The sequence below is a fragment of the Ruegeria sp. AWH4_226 genome, from assembly GCF_056159225.1.
Genome location: NZ_JBSWUU010000001.1, coordinates 415,017 through 434,758, shown reverse-complemented (window position 1 = coordinate 434,758; position 19,742 = coordinate 415,017). Strand labels below are relative to the sequence as shown.

At 54.4% G+C, this 19,742-nt stretch carries 13 protein-coding genes; 10 read left to right on the top strand and 3 right to left on the bottom strand.

What is annotated here, in order from left to right; translation table 11 throughout:
* Position 1: 1 nt before the first annotated feature.
* Both ACXAET_RS02085 and ACXAET_RS02080 read right to left on the bottom strand, forming a co-directional pair.
* The gene (locus tag ACXAET_RS02085) at positions 2 to 943 is read right to left on the bottom strand and encodes an alpha-E domain-containing protein (protein ID WP_475180396.1); all 942 of its coding nucleotides are present in this window, start codon (positions 941 to 943) and stop codon (positions 2 to 4) included.
* Positions 944 to 945: 2 nt separating this feature from the next.
* Entirely contained in the window at positions 946 to 2,364 is a 1,419-nt protein-coding gene (locus ACXAET_RS02080; RefSeq protein WP_475180395.1) for a circularly permuted type 2 ATP-grasp protein, read from the bottom strand.
* Between the two features lie 249 nt (positions 2,365 to 2,613).
* Between ACXAET_RS02080 and ACXAET_RS02075 the strand changes: the two genes are divergently transcribed.
* From ACXAET_RS02075 to ACXAET_RS02030, 10 genes are all read left to right on the top strand, one after another.
* Entirely contained in the window at positions 2,614 to 3,936 is a 1,323-nt protein-coding gene (locus tag ACXAET_RS02075) for a glycosyltransferase (RefSeq protein ID WP_475180392.1), read from the top strand.
* A 501-nt stretch (positions 3,937 to 4,437) separates the two neighbouring features.
* The gene (locus ACXAET_RS02070) at positions 4,438 to 5,679 is read left to right on the top strand and encodes a HupE/UreJ family protein (protein WP_475180391.1); all 1,242 of its coding nucleotides are present in this window, start codon (positions 4,438 to 4,440) and stop codon (positions 5,677 to 5,679) included.
* A gap of 111 nt (positions 5,680 to 5,790) precedes the next feature.
* Positions 5,791 to 9,909 (top strand): amino acid adenylation domain-containing protein, encoded by a 4,119-nt coding sequence (locus ACXAET_RS02065; protein ID WP_475180390.1) that lies wholly within the window; start codon positions 5,791 to 5,793, stop codon positions 9,907 to 9,909.
* A gap of 1 nt (position 9,910) precedes the next feature.
* Positions 9,911 to 13,744: an amino acid adenylation domain-containing protein gene (locus ACXAET_RS02060; protein WP_475180387.1), complete on the top strand. Its 3,834-nt coding sequence runs from the start codon at positions 9,911 to 9,913 to the stop codon at positions 13,742 to 13,744.
* A gap of 342 nt (positions 13,745 to 14,086) precedes the next feature.
* Positions 14,087 to 14,545 (top strand): hypothetical protein, encoded by a 459-nt coding sequence (locus tag ACXAET_RS02055; RefSeq protein ID WP_475180385.1) that lies wholly within the window; start codon positions 14,087 to 14,089, stop codon positions 14,543 to 14,545.
* Positions 14,538 to 15,206: an ABC transporter ATP-binding protein gene (locus tag ACXAET_RS02050; RefSeq protein ID WP_475180384.1), complete on the top strand. Its 669-nt coding sequence runs from the start codon at positions 14,538 to 14,540 to the stop codon at positions 15,204 to 15,206. The genes ACXAET_RS02055 and ACXAET_RS02050 overlap by 8 nt, the downstream gene beginning before the upstream one ends.
* On the top strand, positions 15,203 to 16,372 hold the full coding sequence (locus ACXAET_RS02045) for an ABC transporter permease (RefSeq protein ID WP_475180381.1): 1,170 nt from the start codon (positions 15,203 to 15,205) through the stop codon (positions 16,370 to 16,372). Before ACXAET_RS02050 ends, ACXAET_RS02045 begins: the two co-directional genes overlap by 4 nt.
* 13 nt (positions 16,373 to 16,385) lie before the next feature.
* A complete protein-coding gene (locus ACXAET_RS02040) occupies positions 16,386 to 17,156 on the top strand; it encodes a DUF4198 domain-containing protein (RefSeq protein WP_475180380.1) in 771 nt (256 codons plus the stop codon).
* Positions 17,153 to 17,488 (top strand): hypothetical protein, encoded by a 336-nt coding sequence (locus ACXAET_RS02035; protein ID WP_475180378.1) that lies wholly within the window; start codon positions 17,153 to 17,155, stop codon positions 17,486 to 17,488. Before ACXAET_RS02040 ends, ACXAET_RS02035 begins: the two co-directional genes overlap by 4 nt.
* A 2-nt stretch (positions 17,489 to 17,490) precedes the next feature.
* Positions 17,491 to 18,393: a metal ABC transporter substrate-binding protein gene (locus ACXAET_RS02030; protein ID WP_475180376.1), complete on the top strand. Its 903-nt coding sequence runs from the start codon at positions 17,491 to 17,493 to the stop codon at positions 18,391 to 18,393.
* A gap of 98 nt (positions 18,394 to 18,491) precedes the next feature.
* Here the strand turns inward: ACXAET_RS02030 and ACXAET_RS02025 are convergent, their stop codons facing one another.
* Positions 18,492 to 19,421, bottom strand: coding sequence for a response regulator (locus ACXAET_RS02025; RefSeq protein ID WP_068334103.1), 930 nt, complete (start codon positions 19,419 to 19,421; stop codon positions 18,492 to 18,494).
* Between the last annotated feature and the right edge of the window lie 321 nt (positions 19,422 to 19,742).

The following is a 19,742-nucleotide window of genomic DNA, read 5'->3' as shown; positions in this document are numbered from 1 at the left end:
GCTACTCATAGAACCGGTAATCAACCTCAATTTGGCGACTTAAGCCACCAAGATCATTTAGGAAATCCTGAATGTACTCATGTAGGCCAAGGTCAAAGATATCAGCAATCCGCCGGTTCAGATACTTATCGTAAAGCGTATTCGACGCCTCACATGACGGGCCGGCAAAGCCGTAGTCTTTCTTGAGATAAGACAGGTTTTCCTGAATTTTCCTGCAACAGAAGTGAAGACTTCGGGGCATGCGCTGGTCGAGGATCAGGAACTCGGCGATATCGGATGGGGTTGTCCGTTGACCGTATGTCAACTGATACCCCCCACCCGCGCCGACCGAACGCAGGATGCTCTCCCACTGGATATTGTCCAAAGACGACCCGACTGCGAACGCCGTAGGCAACAGCACGTAGTACTTTACGTCAAGTATGCGCCCGGTGTTGTCAGCGCGTTCGACAAAGGTGCCGATACGCGTGAAATCGAAAATGTCATTGCGCAGCATTGTGCCAAGGGTTGCGCCGCGAACCAAAGCGGCCTGTTGGCGCACCAGCTCAAGTACGGCGGGTAAATCCCTTTGGTTTACCCGGCGTTGCAGGGCCTCGTCGGTTTTCATCCATGTGCCGTTTACTGCGCTCCAAACATCATTGGTAAGCGCTGTTCGTACAAGTCGGGCATTGTCTCTGGCCTGCTTGATGACTGATTTGACCGAGGACGAGTTTTCGACGTCTCGCAGCAGCCAATCCACCGCGTTGTCCCTGTCGACCTCATCATGTTTCGCAATGTAGCCATCCAGAACGCCCGCAGTTTTTAACACGGACCCCCATTCTTCTGCCGAGTTCTTGGTGCGGGTCAATGCCATCCTCTGGCCGGTTTCCAACAATCGCGCCGTATTCTCCGCCCTCTCCAGGTAACGGGACATCCAGAACAGACCGCCAGCAGTTTTTCCCAGCATGGTCAGTCCTCCAGAACCCAGGTGTCTTTGGTCCCGCCGCCTTGGCTTGAGTTCACGACCAGTGACCCTTTCTTCAAGGCGACCCGCGTCAGCCCGCCGGGCGTGATGTTGATCCCTTCGGGTGAGACCAAAACAAACGGGCGAAGATCAACATGCCGTGGCGCCAATCCTGACCGCGCGAAAATCGGAACGGTCGAAAGCGACAAGGTTGGTTGCGCGATGTAGTTTGCAGGTCTTGATTTTAGCTTGTCCCTAAAGGCCGCGATCTCTTTCTTGCTCGCGGTCGGTCCTATCAGCATCCCATAGCCCCCTGACCCGTGCACTTCTTTCACTACAAGGTCAGACAAGTTGTCGAGAACATAGGAAAGAGACTCGGGGTCGCTGCATCGCCAGGTCGGCACATTCTGCAGCAGAGGTTTCTCACCCGTATAGAACTCAACGATTTCAGGCATGTAAGAATAGATTGCCTTGTCATCGGCAATACCAGTGCCCGGCGCGTTGGCGATCGTGATACCCCCGGCGCGATAGACATCCAGGATACCCGGAACCCCAAGGGCGCTGTCGGGGTTGAAATTCAGCGGATCAAGAAAGTCATCATCCACCCGGCGATACAGAACGTCGATCGGCCGGTATCCTCGCGTAGTGCGCATACACACACGCCCCTCGACGACGCGCAGGTCGTGCCCTTCTACAAGCTCCACCCCCATCTGATCTGCAAGGAAAGCGTGCTCATAATAGGCCGAGTTATAGATACCGGGCGTAAGTACCGCGACCGTAGGCTCGTTCTCAACGCAAGCGGGCGCACAGGCGGCCAGAGATCGTCTCAAACTGCGCGGATAGTCTGATACATTCCGCACATTTGTGGCGCTGAACAACTCGGGGAACATTTTCAGCATGGTTTCCCGGTTCTCAAGCATATAGCTGACACCTGACGGCGTGCGCGCGTTGTCTTCCAGAACGAAAAACTCATCAGGTCCGGTTCGCACCAGATCGACGCCAACAATATGCGTGTAAACCCGACCGGGCGGCGATACGCCAAGCATTTGCGGCAGAAACGCCTCGTTTTCCGAAATCATTTCTATGGGCACGCGCCCTGCACGCACAATTTCTTGTCGGTGATAGATATCATGCAGGAAAGCATTTATCGCCCTGACCCGTTGTTCGATACCGCGTTCAAGGCGTTGCCATTCCCGCCCTGAAATCACACGCGGCACGATATCAAAAGGTATCAACCGCTCTTCTGCCTCAGCTTTCCCGTAAACGTTGAACGTGATGCCTGTAAGCCGAAAAACCTCTTCGGCTTCGCGTTGTTTGGCTCTTAACCTTGAAACGTCCTGTGCATTAAACCAGCGGCCGATTTCTTCGTAGGAGTCTCGCAGAGATCCATCAGAATTCAACATCTCATCAAAATATTCACTCATATGAGGATTTTGACGAACTATTCCAAGTTTTCAAGTCAAACACCCCAACCACCAAGTCCAACTTGGCGGGGCGCCTATTAATAAGTCTAAATCATGCGTGGCTCTCGTGCTCGTCTTCGATGTCCAACAGGATTCTTGTCCGCAATCCCTGGTGCAGCTACCGTTATGTTCTGGCAGCGTAAGACGGCAAGTTTTGCCGGTAAGTAGTGGCCTTGACCAAATGGATAAGCAATCCAACTAAAGCGGGCAATGTTGAAACGACTGGCGATAGTATCAAGCGGATTGAACAGCCCACTAAGCAGCGCACTGGAGTTTGCAAAGCAGGCTAAGTCTCTCGGTTACGAGGTTCGGGTGTTTGCACCTAGTTTTTCAGCCGAGTTGATTGCACATTTCGGCTTGGACCACTGCGAGATTCCAATGCCATGCTTGGATGCGTTTGCCCCTTTGCTCAGCCAAGAAGAACTGCGGGCTCTTTCACCCAAAGATCGTCTTGATGCAGCAATCAAAGCCCTCGGCGTGGGTGAATTCGCCGAAAGCCTGTCCCGTTTTCAACCCGATGGCGTCTTTGTCGACTGTGAGTTGCACGCACATATCATTGTCGGGCTGTCACTGGGTCTGCCTGTGCTGCAATTCAGCAATATGTTCCTGTCACCGCCTAGTCCCCGCGCGCCCCCATTGAACAAGCGTATCTATCCCAAAGTTGGTCTGCGCGGTAGCCGGGTCGGAGTTTCGTTGCTTTGGATCAGCTTTCTGCTTTGGAAGTTGAAAAAAGCGCTGAGAAACAAGCTCAAATACCCCGGTGCAGAGTACTCTGCGGTGCTTCTGGAACTAGCACGACGCTATGATGTGCCGGTAGCGAAAAAGTTGCGACTGGTCTGCTGGCAAATGCCGTGGACCTACAAAATCCCCACGGTTCTGTTTGTACCACAAGCGGTTGACCTTCCTACACGCCCTTATCGGGATTTTTGGTATCTTGGTTCGATGATTTTGCAGGACCGGCCCGAAAAACCATATGATCGGGCAAAGGTTGCAAGGTTTTGTTCGGCTAAGAATGAAGGTGGCAGAATTTTTGTAGGGTTTGGCTCTATGATGAAACCTAAGGGCGATTTGCTGGCCAACCTGTGGGTTGTGGCTCGAAGAAACCCAGACTGGACGTTCTTGTTCGCCGCCGGAAAAAACTGGGAAGACCTAAGCTCACTCGACGTGCCGCCAAACGTTGATGTCGTCGCCTGGGTCCCGCAGCAAAAGGTTCTGGAGAATGCGGATCTTGCCATCATGCACGGAGGGACCGGCGGTTTTTTAGAAGCGGTCGAGGCGGCAACACCAATGTTGCTGTACCCACATGTCAACGATCAGGAAGGCAGTGCGGCCCGCGCGGTGTTTCACGGCATCGGACGTGCCGGGCGCCGAACGGATACCGCGGACCAGATCGAAACCGACATCCGCATCCTGCTGACCAACCCAAGGTACAAAGCAAACTGCAAGAAAATGCAGGCAGCTTGCCAGCGCGAGAGGGCCGATTTGGTTCTGGCTGATTTTCTGGAATGGGCTGCAAACCCGAAAGACGGGTAGCGTAGCTGGCTTAACGCTGTTCTGGGCCACACGCTGCCGTGCTGCGGAGCCTCTTCTACGTTTAGCACTGGCACCGAAGGGCAGAGTGTTTATAAATTCTATAAATCAAATATTCTGATCCACTAACCTTTAACGTGCGTAAGCAGATTATCATCACCAAGCAAGCCACGACAGTGAATAAGAAAACGTACCATACAAATCGGAACTGCCGGCAAACCCTGCGCGGCCTTGCAGGATACTTGTTACATAACAGTCTGATAGGCGCTGACGTCACTTTTGCCTCAGCCAAGCATGCGGCTTCTACCTTCTGGCGTTGCGTTGGTGGCGGCGTCGTCCCGAATGTTGGTGCGGTCGGCCACCTTCGACGCATGAGGATATGCCAAATTAAGTCAAACGTATTCGTTGGCGGAGCAACTCCACTAACGTTTCATAACCAGCGCAATGGCGTTGGCCGACAGTTTGACTTGAACTCGGAGCTTAACTTCGCGGGGGTCCGAGTCGATGGCATCTAGAAATCGTGCAAGCAGCGCCGCGATCACCTTCCCTTCGGCGACGATCGCACGAGGGTTCCTCTTTTGGTTCTTCGCACTCATCCTTTTGCTGGTGTCAACACCGGTGCAGGCCCACCGGTTCAATGAAAGCTACGTGTATTTCGACGTGACCGACGACAGTCTGAGTGGTCGTGTCGAAATCACTGTCCGGGACCTTGCCCGCATCCATCAAGGCTCTGCCGAGGTCCTTGAACCCATGACGCAGGAAGACGTACTTGGGCTGCAAGAGAGATTTTTTGAATACTTTGATGATCGCATGAAGCTCTACTTGGGCGGCCAACCACTTGGGGTTCAGTTTGGCGATATCTCGTTCTTCAACACGTCGGTCGGAAACTTCGCTCAGCTTCATTTCAACGTACTCGGGATAGACAGAACCCCAACCACGATTGACATGTCTTTTGATGGCTTGCAGTCGGATATCGACCCAACTCATCGGGGTTTTGCCCTGATCGCAACCAACACCCGCAACGGGATGGGCGAAAATGAGTCCTATATCTCTCTTGTCTTCTCACCCGGCGATGGCGTCAAAAGCCTGTATCTAAACGACGAACCAACAAGACGCATCGCCCGAGGGTTTTTTGAATACGGCGTTTGGCATATCTGGCATGGGTTCGACCATCTTCTATTTTTGGTGACACTGTTGTTGGGGGCCGTCATGCGGGTGGAAAATCAACGCTGGGTTCCGTCTGAAAGCATCGGGGAAAGCCTTTGGCCGACCGTTAAAATCGTAACGGTCTTTACCATAGCAAACACGATCGCGCTTGGTCTTGCGACGTTCGAATTCATCACCCTGCCCGTGCCACTTGTGGAGGCGGTCATTGCGTTTTCGATTGCAGCCGTGGCGGTTGTCAACCTGGTTCCGCGTTTTCATAATGTCTTATGGCTGGTTGTCATTTTGTTTGGCGCGTTCCACGGGTTCGGTTTTGCCACTGTTCTTGAACCGCTGGGCCTGGACCCAGAGCGCAAGTTGCTTGGGCTGGCAACGTTTAATGTTGGCATCGAGATCGGCCAACTTGCCGTTGTAATGCTGTTGTTCCCTGTCTTTTTCGTCCTGCGCCGTCTGACGGCGTATCGGGTGGTTGGATTACAGCTGGGTTCGATCGCGTTGATCGCGCTTGCAATGTTCTGGTTCTATGAACGAACAATCGGATTTCCTTTGATCGGTGAAACGCTTGCGCTGGTGGCTGAGTGATGGAGAGCACCGTGTTTTTGGAGCAGGCACGTTGGCCTCAGACGTTCGCAGCAGGTCAGTTGTTGACTTCAGCGTCCAAACTTTTCGACAATCCGATTGGGGATACCTGAAATGTCCCGGGTTTCGCATCCATTGTCTGAAAGCCAGTTGAGGTTCTGGAAGGGCCATCAACTTCATCCGGATGTTCCAATCTACAACACGGCCTGGCGGTTCGATTTGTACTTCGACGTGAATCCAGAAGTGTTTCAGACGGCGTTTTCCCAGGTAGTTCAAGACAATGAAATTTTGCGCACCGTATTCCATGACGAAAACGGTGCGCCAGAGCAGTTTGTTTCAGACGCGCCGAAAAACCTTCTCGAAATATCTGACCTCGGTCAGTCACTTGATCCGGTCATGAGTTTGGCGCAACACCTTGAGAAATGGGTTCAAACCCCGTTCGATTTAACGCGCGCAACGATGCGCAGCCAATTGATAAAAGCATCGGACAGCCATTGGGTTTGGACCGTCTGCCAGCATCATATTGTTTGTGATGCGCACTCCAGTGCTTTGCTTTTTGACCAGGTCGCGCGGCGTTATTTTGCGATCGAACAGGGTGAATATGACACAGCCGAGCCTTTACCGAGCTTTTTTGAAAACTCCGTACTGCAAACCCCAGCACCGGAAACCAGACCTGTCGCGCCACCGCGACCCGCTTCGGCGCCATACGGAACCAACGCAAAACGCGCGGCCTCATCGAAGCGTCTCGACGTGCCGATGGGGCAAGAATTAACCGATGCGCTGGAGCACGCTGTTACTCAGCCAGCCTTTCGCTTGTTCACACCAGATTTGTCGAAACTGGCGATCTACCTGACATCCTATCTGGCTTATCTTCACCGCGTCACAGGGGATGAACAGATCACGATCGGCTTGCCATCCCATAACAGATTGTCCGGCATCGATAAAAAGACGCTTGGACTGTTCGTCGAAGTGCTGCCGTTTAGCGTTCAAATTGGCGCTGACGATACGCTTTTGGACATTTACACGAAGGTCAAATCAGGGCTGGTTACTTTTTTGAGGCAAGCAAAGCCGGGTGCTGTGGCGGCCATGGATACATCCGGTATCAGCGCTGTGTGCAACTTCATTCAAGCGGAGTTTCAAGATTTTGCCGGTCGTCCTGCAACCGCGACCTGGCTTCACAGCGGTGCGCATGACGTCACGCATGCCATGCGTCTTCACATCATGGATTTCACCGGCAACGGGAAAACGCAGCTTTTTCTGGATGTGCATGACGAGATTCTGCAAGCCGTGTCAGAGGAATGTTTGCGGCATCACTTTTTGCGCGTTCTACAAGCGATGGTCGGGGCTCCGGATACACCGATAACGGCGCTGGATATATCCGCTGGCGAACAAGATCGGTCGATTCTGTTTGGGCGGGCCGAGAGCGACGACACCCCCGCAACGGTGCTGGACGCGTTTGCCGCTCAAGCAGCGAAGTACCCGGACGCTTTGGCCCTCTCATGTGCTGAAAGCCGGATGACCTACAAAGAGGTTGATGAACACAGCGACCGGATCGCTGCTTACCTGAAAGGTCTTGGCATTGCGCGCGGATCATCCATTGCGATGGTGCTGCCACGCTCGATGGAATTTGTGCTGATCATGCTGGGTGTCCTGAAGGCCGGGTGCAGCTTTGTACCGATCGCACCCAACACGCCCGATGCGCGCACCGCGCAGATCGTCAGCAACTCCGGTGCGGCAGCAGTATTTGTGACGCCTGACGATGACAGCGCCTTTTCATGCAAACGCTTGACCCTGCCCCCAGCCACATCGGATGTACCTTTCTCCGAACCTGAACCCGTGGGGACGGATCTGGCGTATGTCCTGTTTACATCTGGCTCAACCGGCACGCCAAAAGGGGTGCAGGTCAGCCATGAAAACCTGTCACGCTACATCCACTGGGCTGCGGAAACCTTCAGTGCCAATCGCCCAGCTCATTACGCGTTCTTTTCGTCGGTTTCGTTCGACCTGACACTGACTTCTTTGTTCGCGCCGCTTGTTTCGGGCGGATCAATCCGTGTGTACCCCGAACGCTCGGACCCTGACCTTGCGGTGCTGGACGTATTTGCCGAGGACGCGGTAGATGTTGTGAAGCTGACCCCCTCTCACCTTGCGTTGGCGTGCAAACAAGGTCACGCCGTTGAGCGTATTCAGACGCTCATCCTCGGGGGTGAAAACCTGACGTCCCAACTGTGCCGCAAGGCGACCGAGGTGCTGTCGCCTTCCTTAAAGTTGGTCAACGAATACGGCCCCACAGAGGCCGTCGTCGGAGCCATGCATCACGTCTATAGCCCTGACAACGACACCGACGCCTCTGTTCAGATTGGTCGCCCGGCGACCGGAGTATCGCTCAGCATTCGGGACAAGGGTTTGAATATCTGCCCGCTTGGCGTAACCGGAGAAATCGTTCTGGGCGGTCGTTTGGCAGAGGAGTATCTAAACGACCCGGTGAAGACCGCAGAGAAGTTTCTGGAAGATCCAGCCAAGACTCAGGGCAGAGTATACCGGACTGGTGATATCGGACGCATCAATCAGGATGGCCGCGTTGAATACCTTGGTCGCGCAGACCAGCAGGTTAAAATCGGCGGTGTCCGTTTCGAAGTTGCAGAAATTGATCGCGTTCTACGCCAAATCCCCAACGTGAACGCCGTACACGTTGCTTTCGGCTCTGCCTCACCTACGGCCGAGAGTAAGCAAGCCTGTCGAAAATGCGGGATTACAGACGCCGTTCCCGGATTGGAATTCGCTGAGCCCGATCTTTGCGGGATTTGTGCTGAGTTCGACAACTACAAAGATCGGGCTCAAGCCTATTTTCGTGACGAACCCGATCTTAAGCACCAAATCGCACGTGCAGCGCAGGCAAGCACAGGCGACTATGACGCGGTTATGATGCTGAGCGGTGGCAAAGACAGTACATACGCCGCCTACCGTCTGGCTGATTACACCTCACGTGTCCTCGCGGTGACATTGGACAATGGGTATGTCTCTGATCAGGCAAAAGCGAATATTCAACGGGTTGTAGACGATCTTGGCTGGGACCACCGGTATCTCAGCACAGACAAGATGAACCGGATTTTCGTCGACAGCTTGAAAGCGCACTCAAATGTCTGCCAGGGTTGTTTCAAGGCACTCTACACGTTGGCCTTTCGTACAGCCCTGTCCGAGGGCGCCCCAATGCTGGTGACAGGATTGTCCAGGGGACAGTTCTTTGAAACCCGCCTGACCCCTGACCTGTTCCGCAACACAGCGCCGACATGCGCCCAGCTGGACGAATTGGTTACAAAGGCCCGCAAAGCCTATCACGCTGAGGATGATGAGCTTTCGCGGCTTTTGGAGACAGACGACTTGAAGGACGGCCGGTTCCTGAACAAGGTCGAAGTACTTGACATTTACCGGTACATTGATGTGCCGGTTTCCGAGATTTACGAGTTCCTTGACAAGCACACCGCATGGCAAAGACCGTCGGACACAGGAAGGTCGACCAATTGCCTGATCAACGACGCGGGCATCCATCTGCACAAGTCACGCGAAGGCTTCCACAACTACGCCCTGCCCTATTCCTGGGATGTCCGCATGGGTCACAAAACCCGCGAGCAGGCCCTGGACGAGTTGAATGACGATATCGACACCCAACGCGTTGAGCAGATTCTTGAAGAAATCGGGTTTGACGAACCTCTGCGCCCACAACGCTTATCCGTGTATGTGGCCGGTCATGACATCGCAGAGCAGGACGTTTGGCAGGCCTTGGAGGCGTATTTTCCCCGAAACTTGCTTCCTGACGACGTAATTGTCCTGAACGACATGCCGCTAAGCGCCAATGGGAAGGTCGATACAGCCAAACTGCCCAAAACCCGCAGACGGAGCAGAAAAAGCACGGGCATCGTAGCGCCAGCAACCGACGCGGAACAAAAGCTGTCTGCAATTCTGGCAGCCGTGTTGGGCGTGCATCAAATTGGGGTGACCGAGGATTTCCTTGACCTTGGCGTGGATAGTCTGGCGGCGATTGAAATCGCGATTAAGGCCAACGAAAACGGCTTTGCGTTGCCCGCAACGTCGCTGTTTGAATATCGGACCATTCGATCGCTGGCTGAACATGCAAGCAACTTACCCTCGGCAGTTTCAGACAAAGGTCAGGACGATGTGCTTCTTGACCTGGACGATGATGATCTTGCGAGCATCACGGAGGCGCTGAGCTAGCATGGGATATCCTCAGGGTGTAGCTGATATTCTTCCACTGTCCTCGGCTCAGAAAGGAATGCTCTTCCACGTTGAGGGCGAGACGCAGTTTCGTGGGCAATACGTGGCTGTTGTCAGTTGCACATTGCATGGCCCGCTGAAGCCACAGCGGCTAAAAACCGCGATTGAGTCACTGGTCGCGTCACATGACGCGCTCCGCGCTGGTTTCATATGGAAGGGTGTTAAACAACCCGTTCAAGTTGTTCAGGAAAAGGTACACGTACCGTGGACCGAACTGGACTGGACCGGGCATTCAGATATTGAGCACAAGGCCGAAGACCTTCTTCAGCGCGAACAACTACGCCAGTTTGATCTGAAAAAGCCCCCATTGATGGCGGTCACTCTGATCAAAACATCACCGGATACGTGGCGGTTTGTTTGGACGATTCACCATCTCATCAGTGATGGATGGTCAACACACGTTGCGTTTCACGAAATTTTCGCGCGTTACAACGGTGAACACCCGGTCGATGCGAGTATTCCAAGCTTCAAAACCTATCTTGCCTGGCTAAAGAAAAAGCGCCCGCTTACAGATGTTGCGTTCTGGACAGATTATCTTGCAGGTCTCGACGAGCCCTGTTTGCTGCCCGACCCGAACGCACTCGGTCAGGCTACGACGCAGGTTTCACACTCAGAGTCTTTGGGCCAGGACCTGATGGAACAGGTTGAAGCCGTTTCAGCCAGTTTAAAAATCACGCCTAATACTGTTCTGTCAGCAGCTTGGGCCTTGGTCTTGCGCAGGCAGCGACAGCAAAATGATGTGGTATTCGGAACGACAACGGCTGGACGACCAGCGGAGATTCCAAATATCTCCGACACAATCGGCGCGTTTGTCAGCACGTTACCCGTTCGGTTAAAAATCGATCCTTCTCAACCCGTTGACGTGTTTCTAAAAAATCATGCTCGCGCCGAAATGGAACGGCTTAAACACGAATACGCCGCGCTGGCAGACGTTCAAAACTGCTCCCCGTTTTCGACGGGTACGCCCCTTTTTGACACTCTTTTTGTAAACGAAGGCGTACAACCAAAAGACAGCAGATTTGGTGAGATACAGGTCAAAGGCTTCAAGTCCGCGCAGTTCAGCAACTATCCACTGTCGCTTTTGGTGACGCCGAACAGGACACTTGGGGTCGAAGTCATTTACGACCCGGTGCGAATGAATGCCGAAACAGCTCGGTCCTGTATTGCCGTCTACAAGCAGGTCTTATCCGCGATCACTGCTGACCGGTCGCAGCTGATCCACAACGTCCTGAAAAACCGAGCAAGATCAGTTCAGGTGTCACCCGCTCCCAAGGCTGAAACAGTTGTTCAACGGTTCTTGCATTGCGCCAAAGCTGCGCCGGGGGCAGCAGCGATAACCGACACCGAACAAACGCTGTCTTACTCCGATCTTGCCACGCGCGCGCGTCAAATCGCCTTTTTGCTCCGAGAGTCCGGTATCCAACCAAGTGACATCGTTCCAGTTGCACTGCCACGCGGGGCCGATGCAATTGCAGCCTTTCTGGGTGTGATGATGTCCGGCGCTGCCTACGTTCCATTGGATCTGGATTACCCGCAAGCCCGCCTTTTGCAGATCATGGATACCGTCAAACCTCGCTTTGTGATTTCGACTCAGGCATCACGCTCAAGCCTGCCCGAAACGTCTGCAAAGCTTGTTCTGCTTGAGGCGCTCGGCCAGGCAATTCCCCCGACCGAAGTTACAGACGGCCCGCGCGCCTACGTTATGTTTACGTCAGGGTCGGAAAACAAACCCAAAGGCGTCGCAATCTCTCAGGCAGCGTTGGCAGTATCCACAGCAGCACGGGATGAGGTCTATGGTACGGCACCAGAGGTATATCTTCTGCTGTCCTCGCTCGCTTTCGACAGCTCGGTTGCCGGGGTTTACTGGACGCTTTGCACTGGCGGGCATTTGGTGATTGCGTCAAAGAACGCCGAACAGCGACCCGCCACACTGGGGGAGTTGATTTCCCATCATGGTGTAACGCACACACTGTGCCTGCCCGGCCTCGCGCAAGCACTGCTATCCTCTGTGCCACCGCAGGATCTGCAAAGCCTCAAGGTTCTAATTGCAGCCGGAGAAGCCCTCTACCCCGCCGTGTCACGCGACTTGCAACGGGTACTGCCTAACTGCGTTCTGGTGAATGAGTACGGTCCCACAGAAGGTACGGTTTGGTGCACGTCATTTGATGCAACATCGTTCGACGGTGATCAGGTCGTGCCAATCGGCAAAGCCATTCCGGGAACCTGGGTCGGTATCTTCGACAGCGATGGAATCCCAGCGGATCCGGGCGTGGTGGGTGAAATAGTCGTTGCGGGCAAGACAATCGCGGATGGCTATCTAGACGATCCCGAACAAACGAAAGAGCGGTTCTTTGAAATTGGACCAGAGCGCATACGCGCCTACAGAACGGGCGATCTTGGCACGGCTGACGTATCAGGCTGCATCACGTTTCTGGGCCGCAAGGACAAACAGATCAAAATACGCGGGCATCGCATTGAGTTGTCAGAAATAGAGGCAACAGCGCAGGTTGCATCAAATAATCGGTGGGTTGCGGCCCTTGCATTGGACCTTGCGGGCCACAGAACAATTGCGTTGGCCGTGGAATGCCCCGCCAATGACCCCACTTGCAACGCAGTGGCGCGCCATATCGAAGCCAGTCTGCCAGAACCGTTTCACCCAAGACTAGTGGTCGGAATAGAAAAGTTTCCCATACTTCCGAACGGAAAGCTGGACCAAAACGCCCTGAAGTCTGTGATCTTACAGCAATCTAAGTGTCAGACCGGAGAAGCGCCAAGAGATACCCTTGAAGAACAGATAGCAGCCCTTTTCTCGGAAACACTCAAGACCCCGTGCAAAACCCGAGATGCCAATTTCTTTGACCTCGGGGGCGACAGCCTGTCCACCATTGCGGCCTATACATTGGGTCAAGATCAAGGAATACAGTTCGAGCCCATCGATCTTTTCAGCTACCCCACCGTCGCAGAACTGGCCAAGCGCGTAATGGCACGCCGCGCGGGCGACGTATTCCTGGGCAACGACAGCACCGTACAGATTTCCAACCCGGGTCCGGGAAAAACCACGGTGGTGATTGCGCATTGCTCTGTTCAGTTCAGCCGGTATATGGCGCGTAGCCTTGGCCCAGATCATTCTGTTGTGCATATTCCCAGCCATCGCACAAAGGGTACCCCTATTCCGTTTGGCAGGTCCTTTAACGACCTTGCGGCCGAAGCAATCTTGCATATGGAACAGGCTGGAAATTCCGGCCCTTTCGTCCTGTGCGGGTATTCAGCCGGGTGCCCTATGGTCTTAGAGATGGCAAGACAATTGGGTCAACAGAATGTACTCGGCCTTATCCTGCTGGACCCACCCTTCAAGATGATAGGCGCGGAACCAGCGTTGCAGCCTTTGTATTTTCGGACGTACAAGCGATGGAGATACATCACAAAAGGTTGGAAGCTGCGGTTCAGATCAAAACGAACCGTGCCGGAAATCAAGCGCGCCATTGCGGAACGCCCCGACGCCGAAGACTTGCGCATCAGAGGCGTAGAAATCGCGCATGAGTTGGCGGTAAGTGCGTTTCGTGTCTCTCGGTTTGATAATCCTGCGCATATTTTCTTGTCACAGGGCAACCCATCGTTGGCCGCTGGCGATGCTTTGGACACGCACCTAACTGACAAGCACTTCTACAATCTGGACATGGAACATGATGAATTGATGACGCGATCGGACGTCTTTTCCAAGATTGCGTCGGTTCTGTCGGAATGTGCAAACCTCGGCAGCCGCCGTGAAACGTGAGGCAACAAGTTTGAATGGCATGCCACGGCCGAATTATCCTTGGGCAATTTAATCAAAGCGCACGAAAACAAGTCGAATGCACGTTGAGTCGCCCTACAAATTGCACCGTTCTTGTTGCTTCCTCGCGGGGTGCGGCACAAAACTGAGGCAAGGGTTGATCCAAAACGCGTTTTGCTCCGTACATCATTTTAGTTGGGACTGAAGCTAGTGCGCCAAGAAATAGTGTTAGGCATTGTATTTTTTCTGGGCGTCAGCATCGTTGCTGGCGTGCACTTCTCGTCATCAGATGGGTTAAGCCGCACGGACGGGGTTGAGGCGTACTCGGTCCCTGGAAAACCGCGAATGACTGTTCCCGTCGCGATCGAACTATCTGACGAGCTGACACCCGCCTTGTTGGCTGTCGTATACGAAGCGTTCGGAAAGACACAGGAAGATGAAATATACGACACGCTCGCGCAAGTGTCCGACGGCGCCGCGCTTGAGTATCTGTATCTGGATAGGGTTGGCGCAATGGCCGGTGGCGGCTTGCACGAAGCCGACCAGACGCTTCACGAAATAAAGATGTTGGACAGCAGCGTCACAAACGAAGATTCAACGCTAACGATTGATGCGACATGGCAGGTGATTGGAACCGTAGGCCATGAAGAACATCTTCACGTGCGGGGCAATACCTACAGTGCCGATCTTTCGATTTCTCCGATCGATGGCGCCTGGCGGATAACCGACTTTGCGCTGCGCGAGGTCATCCGGGACATGGCAGGCGAAATGTTCGAAGTTTCCGAAGAGTCCCACGATGATTAGCGTCGAAAACGTCTCGTTCGAATATGGAGAAGGCGGGTTTCGGTTGCATATACCGCAGTTGTCGCTGCGAGAACGGGAACGTCTTGCCATTGTCGGGCCAAGTGGAAGCGGAAAAACTACCCTTCTGAATCTACTTGCCGGTATCCTCTTGCCAAGGAGCGGGCGCATCGAGATCGACGGAACGGATGTAACCGGGTTGTCAGACGCCGAACGTCGGCAGTTCCGGGCAAGTCACATAGGATTTGTTTTCCAAGACTTTGCGTTGCTTGATTATCTGTCGGCGCGGCAGAACATCCTGTATCCCTACCGGATTACGCCAGCGCTAAAGCTGGATACAGACGCCCGCGACCGTGCCGAAGCCTTGGCCGATGCCTGCGGAATAGGCGACAAGCTTGACAGGCACCCCGCTGCACTCAGCCAAGGTGAACAGCAGCGGGTCGCGATTTGTCGTGCCCTGGTAACGCAGCCCAAGCTTATCTTGTCCGATGAGGCGACCGGAAACCTCGACCCCGAAAGCAAGGGGCGCATCCTGGACTTGCTATTTCAGCAAGCCGCAGATGTCGGCGCGACTGTGCTGGCCGTGACGCATGACCACGAGCTTTTGCCGCAGTTTGAGCGTGTAATAGACTTCGCGCAGTATCGCGAGGTGGCGGCAGCATGAATGCGCTATACCTTGCTTATGCCTATCTGCGCTTCCACTGGGCGCGCAGCCTCGTGCTTGTCGTCGTCGCAGCGCTTATTCTGTTCGTGCCTGTCGCAACACAGATCTTGTTGTCGACGAGCCAGACCGCTCTGGTCGCGCGCGGAGAAACAACGCCTCTGCTTCTGGGTAGCCGCGGATCACAGTTGGATTTGACGATGGCCGCGCTCTACTTTTCCGACGAACGCCCTGCCCCAATTGCAATGCAAGAAGTGGAAACGCTTTGGGACAGCGGTTTGGCGATGCCGATTCCTGTGCATACCGCATTTTCGTCTGGGGGCTTCAGGATCGTCGGCACGACGCTGGATTATTTTGATTTCCGAGACCTGGAATTCTCAGAGGGGCGCGGTCTGTCGCTGTTAGGCGATGCGGTGATCGGCGCAGATGTGGCGCGAAACCTTGGCAAGCGCGTCGGTGATAGCCTTGTTTCGTCGCCGGAAAACCTGTTCGACCTTGACGGCGTCTATCCATTGGAGATGCCCATTGTCGGCGTCCTTGCCCCCACGAACACGCCGGACGATCAGGCGATTTTCGTTGATATCAAAACGGCTTGGGTGATCCAAGGGATCGGACACGGGCATGAGGATGTCGTGACCGCGGCAGATGTCGCAGCCGGAACTGACGCGCTAGCCAATGCTGCCGTTGTGCAATTCCAGCGCATCACCCCCGAGAATATCGAAAGTTTCCACTTTCACGGGTCACAGAACAGCTTTCCTGCCACAGCGGTGATCGTTGTGCCGAACGACCAAAGGTCAGGTACAATCCTGAGAGGTCGCTATCTGGACAGCGAAAGCCCAAGCCAGTTGATCGAACCAGCGGGTGTCATCCAGGGACTGGTTGACCGTATCTTTCGGATCAAATCGCTTTTGGATGGCGTGACGGCCATTATTGCGGTTGCAGCGATTGCCGCCGTTGGGCTTGCGGTCTTTCTAAGTTACCGGCTGCGTGCGCGCGAAATCGCGACTGCAGTAAAATTAGGCGCCAGGCGCGGCATGGTCTTGCGCCTGCTGGCGGCAGAGACAGTCACCCTGCTGTTTCTTTCAGGGTGTATCGCGGCAGTTGGCGCTGCATTGATTTCACGAAATGCCGAGACTTGGGTGGGTTGGCTGCTCTCGCTCGGCGCATGAGAAAGGGAGAACTATGAAACGACATATTCTTTGTGCAGCATTGGCGAGCAGCGTCGCTGTCACTCCGGCGCTGGCGCATTATGGTATGATTATTCCGAATGACCCGATGATCAGTCAGGAAGACGGACGCAGCCTGTCCCTGACCATGTCCTTTTCACACCCGTTCGAAATGGATGGGATGATGCTTGAAAAACCCGAGGCGTTTACCGTGACCCATGAAGGCGCAACCACGGACCTGCTGGGTGATCTGCAGGACGCTACTGTCATGGATGATCAGGGCTATACGCTCGATTTCCCGCTGGAACGCCCCGGCACCTATATCTTTGCGATGGAGCCCAAGCCCTATTGGGAACCGGCCGAGGACGCATTCATCATCCATTACACCAAGACTTATGTGACGGCCTATGGCGATGACGAAGGTTGGGATACCGAGCTTGGCCTGAAGACCGAGATCGTCCCCCTTTCGAAACCGTTTGGCCTGTGGGAACACAACGTGTTTCAGGGGATCGTCAAAATGGACGGGGAACCCGTACCCTATGCTGAAGTTGAAGTAGAGTTCTTCAATGACGGTGCCAGCGCGACCGCTCCCGATGAGTTGATGATCACCCAAACCGTCAAGGCGGACGCAGATGGTGTGTTCACCTATGCTGCACCGTCTGACGGGTGGTGGGGTTTCGCGGCGCTGAATACGGCGGACTACACTTTGCCTCAGGACGGTGAGGATAAGGCCGTTGAACTGGGTGCTGTCCTCTGGGTTCACTTTGAAGAGTGGACGGGACAGTGATCCGGGCTGTTGGTCTGGCGACGCTATTGGCCGCTGCTCCTTTGGCAGCAGCGGCTCATGGCCTTGTTGTGTTCGCCTCGGTCGATTGTGAGGCAGTGACCGTCGAGGCCAAGTTTTCGAACGGAAAAGTTGCGCAGAAAGGTGAGGTGCGCGTGCTGGACGGGGAAAACTCCCTGCTTTCGACGCTGCAACTTGAAAGCGATGGCACGGTCCATATTCCTTTGTCGAGCGTGGACCATTCGCAAGGCTTGGTGATCGAGGTCGATACGGGTGGTCACGACAATTATTGGATCGTGACACCCGAAGATATCGCGCGCAAATGCGGGAGCTGACGATGCAGCGATTGTTCAAGCGCACTGTTATTGCCACCTTGGGGATTCTTCTGGCGACGGTTGCCGTGGCACAGGATCGACCCAAGGTGGTGACGGTAAACTATCCGCTTCAGTATTTTGCGGAACGTCTTTTGGGCGACGCTGCAGATGTTGAGTTTCCGGTCCCGGACGATGTCGATCCGTCTTTCTGGCGCCCTTCCATTGCCGACATCAGCATGATCCAATCGGCGGACCTGATCCTTTTGAATGGTGCCAGCTTTGCCACTTGGGTCGACCGCGTAACGCTTCCACGTTCGCGGTTGGTCAACACGTCTGCCGCAATTGAGGATCAGTTCATCTTCACCGAAAGCATAACCCATAGCCACGGCGACGGGGGCGAGCATTCGCATGAGGGAGTTGCATCTTACCTCTGGCTCGATCCGACGCTGGCAATTGCCCAAGCTGAAGCTATCGCAGACGCGATCACAGCGCGCGAGCTTGCTTCGGCAGATGACGTCGCAAATCGTCTTGAGGAATTGCGCGCCGATCTGGAAGCAATGGACCAAACGGCCCAAGGCGCATTCTCAGACACGCGGAATGTTGCACTGATCGCAACGCACCCCCGGTATCAGTACCTTGAGCGTCGCTTTGGCCTTTCGATTACTTCGCTGGAATGGGATGCAGGTGCAGCCCCGACCCCCGAACAACTGACCGAATTGAGTTCAATTGCACAGCAGACAGGTGCGCAGGTTCTGATTTGGGAAGCGGAGCCTCCGGCAACCGCCATAGAAGCCCTGCGCAGCCTTGGTATGGAGAGTGTCATATTTCCACCCCTCGCCCACAAGCCGTCTGCCGGAACGTATTTGGATGCCTACCAAAAAGCTGTGTCTGATCTTTCGCAAGCCAGTATTGGGGCCAATAACTGACCGAAGGGTTCGCGCACCAAAAGGAATTTTGAGGCAAGTACTCTCCCATGTTGATTGGGAGAGCCCTTACCTCATTATGATTGCGTATACACGGCTATTCACCCGAACTGAGCGGCTTGGTTGCCCCGCAATTCTGCAAGCTCGACGGCTTTGTCGATCAAAAACAACGCTTCCATTTTTGTCTTGGCTTCCAGGGGAATTTCCTCACCCACCTGGAACACCAATGGGCTACCCAGCATGACACCATCCGCAATTTCTGGACCCTGCTTCAGCAGACGTTCCGCGTGCGCACTGTCTTGCTGGTCGAAGACAAAAAGAAAGACACCATTTCCCCAATACGTCGCCACCTTGCGTCCTTCCTTGGTGGCCCGAAGAAGTGCGGCACCAGCTGACGCCATCGACTCCCGGAACTCGCTTGTGGAACTGGGCTTGTAGATTTCCTCGACATTGGTGACCCTGACAGCCAGAATCTTTGCGGCTGCGGAATGCATGGTGGCAACCTGAACCACGTAGTTTTCGAACTCGGCCAACCCTATGCACCCTGGCAAGCCACCAAAATATTGCGGGTCGCTGATGCGGACGTCCGGGTAAACTTCCGAATCCTGCCACGCATCTTCATCGGCCTGCAAAACCTCGATTGCAGCTCTCCGCTCTGCCGCCATCCGGTAGGCATCTGAAAGGCGCTGTTTGAGATCGGAGAATTCGAATGGCTTTGTGACGTAATCTGTAGCCCCAGCTTCGAACGCTTCGTCAATATACTGCTTCTGCACCATCGCGGTGACCATGATGATGGGCGTGTAGGTATAGCCGGGAAGCTTGCGCGCTTCCTCACACAGTGTGATGCCGTTCATTTTGGGCATCTGTACGTCCAGAAGCAAACAGTCGAACACTTCTGACGGGTCAGACAGGATATCAAGCGCGTCCCGACCACTGCGGGCGGTAACGACATCTTTGTAACCGAATGCAGCAAGTACGCTGGTCAACAACTCCAGGATGCTAGGGTCGTCGTCTACGGCAAGTATACGCATATCTTTTCACCAACCTTTTGCACCGAACCAACCGCTGGGCGTCGCAGACTGTGAGCAGCGACTGGCCCGGGTGCATGAAAATCTCAGGACTATGTCAGAATGGCGAGGAAAGGCGGCAAAAGGTTGACCCAAGATGGGCCTCGTTATGTCTGCGCATCATTTTTTCGTTTGCACAATATTTTGACAGAAACGCTTCACTTCGGGCCAGAGGTTCATGGCGTAATGGATTTGACTCGCGCAGTCTTAAAGGTCGGGCCGCAGGACGTATTGACCTTTTGTCCATGTCCAAGCCCCTGTAGTTGGTACGGCAGACATTGCAGA